At 30.9% G+C, this 2,102-nt stretch carries 1 protein-coding gene and 1 pseudogene; one reads left to right on the forward strand and one right to left on the reverse strand.

Going from position 1 to position 2,102, the window contains the following annotated elements:
• A pseudogene (locus Q7P22_RS08025) lies at positions 1–351 on the forward strand (coproporphyrinogen III oxidase); the annotation flags it as partial.
• A gap of 240 nt (positions 352–591) precedes the next feature.
• Here the strand turns inward: Q7P22_RS08025 and Q7P22_RS08030 are convergent.
• On the reverse strand, positions 592–1,911 hold the full coding sequence (locus tag Q7P22_RS08030; RefSeq protein ID WP_303862874.1) for an ISNCY family transposase: 1,320 nt from the start codon (positions 1,909–1,911) through the stop codon (positions 592–594).
• Positions 1,912–2,102 lie beyond the last annotated feature (191 nt).

A 2,102-nucleotide genomic window follows, 5' to 3' on the forward strand; every position in this document is an offset into this window, starting at 1 on the left:
GTCGGATTAAATAGTCATTCCAATAGTTTTGGAAAGAGATTTTGGAATACTTCAGATCTTAATGCATATTATGCATTTTTAAGTCAAGATAAATTGCCTATTGAGGGAGAAGAAACAATCGATAAATCTATGGAAATGGCGGAATATTCTATTATGGGTTTGAGGCTCATAAAAGGCATATCAAAGGAAGAATTTTGCAATAGATTTAAACAAGATATTTATAAAATATATAGGGAGGCAATCGACAAACACATAAAAAACGGACTTTTAAAAGATGATAGTAAAAATCTAACATTAACTAAAAAAGGTCTAGACTTGGCTAATTTAGTGGAAGTAGACTTTATGCCTTGAAAATATTTTAAATAGGTATGTCAATAACTTTTGAAAATGTCAGTAAAAAATAGATTAATTATCGCTTGAAAATGTCAGTATTGGTAATAATAATAACAATCTTTGGGGGATTTAAAATTGTAGTTGTTCAATTTTTAAATATCAAGGATAAAATGAACAAGCAAAAACAGCTTGTCCTTGACATTTAAAATCTCACTAACTAGATTACTAGTTACCCCCAAAAATTTAGAAATATTGAAATTAAGCGTATTTGCTTAGGAAGATTTCTTGTAATACACTAAGTACTTCCTCATAACTTTCGTCTAAGTAGACCTTTTTAAATTTGTCATTACCATATTTAAAATAATGGTCTTGCGGTGGGATATACTTAGACTTAGATTTCTGCTTAGTTTCATTCGATTTCTTAGGTTTTATGAAGTTGATTACTTCATAAACATTACCCTGGTATTCTGCTTTAATTCCTACTGAAGTACTGATTATGACAGTGATCTTTGATTTCTTTGGAATTTCAGGCAATCCAGGGTTTTTTAATGTTTGGAAGTGCCTGTTGTGTATAGAAAAGATACCACTGTTATCAATAGTTCTGGTTTGTTTAACACATAGGATATAATCTAAATTTAAATTATCTGGTAGTTCACGATATGCTAATTCATTATCTTCAGGTTCTACAGCAAATTTTAAATTAAATTTGGAAATATAAGTGATTAGAAATTCATTAGCTTCATCTACGGTAGTTATGCCATGTATTTTAAATTCAGTAGGCAATCTACCCTGCAGGGTATCCCAAAGTTTTTCTACTCTTCCCTTAGCTTGAGGAGAACGAGCAAAGATACGTGCAATGCCCAATTCTTTCATGGCCCTGCCGAATTGAGTATCATTGATGACTTTACCATCAAGCTGTTCCTCTATGGATACTTTGCTAGCATTAGGTGAACGAAATATAGTATGTCGATCCGTATAAACACAAGCGGGAATGCCATGATTAAGAATACATTGTCTGACAATTTCTAAATAGCCATGGAGACATTCATTCTTAGTCATGTAGAGACCTACTAATTCACCAGAAGCATCATCAATAGCACCATGAAGAGAATAATTAACATCACCACCAAACCATTCAAAAGGAGTAGCATCCATTTGAATTAACATACCTTTTTTAGACTTTCTCTTACGTCTATAATGATTCCTAACTTTACGTCTCTTCTTAGGGCTAATAATACCATTTGACGTAAGAATATTATAAAGGGCATTGTAACTAATAGAAATATTCTCGTGTTCAAGTAAAAGGTCTTGAAAATGCATAAAATTAGCATCTTTGTATTTATCAGATTTCTTTAAAGTTACAATATTTTGTTTGAAAATATCATCAAACGCATGAGAGGGTTTCTTAGTGGAATTTTTGTGAATAAGTGACGATACACCTTCTTCATTCACTCCTTTTATAAGGCGATAAATTTGTCGTACACTTAAGCTGAGGCTTTCAGCTGCTTCACAAGGTTTAAGATTGCCTTGGATTACATTTGAGATAATTTGATATCTGTTTATTTGTTTCTCATTCAATAGATAATGCACCTCTTTTTTCATATAATTATTTTGACATTATCAAAAGATAATTATAAGGTGACATTATCAAAAGATAATCACAGAAGTAGATTAAATAACCTTGACTTAATTTTATCATATGGTATAATAATTTTTAATTGAATACCTTAGCAAAGAAGGGAAATAGTAGATAGGAAAGCGTTAAAGAG

Origin of the sequence: Alkalibaculum bacchi (assembly GCF_937875145.1) — a bacterium.
Classification (GTDB): domain Bacteria; phylum Bacillota; class Clostridia; order Eubacteriales; family Alkalibacteraceae; genus Alkalibaculum; species Alkalibaculum bacchi_A.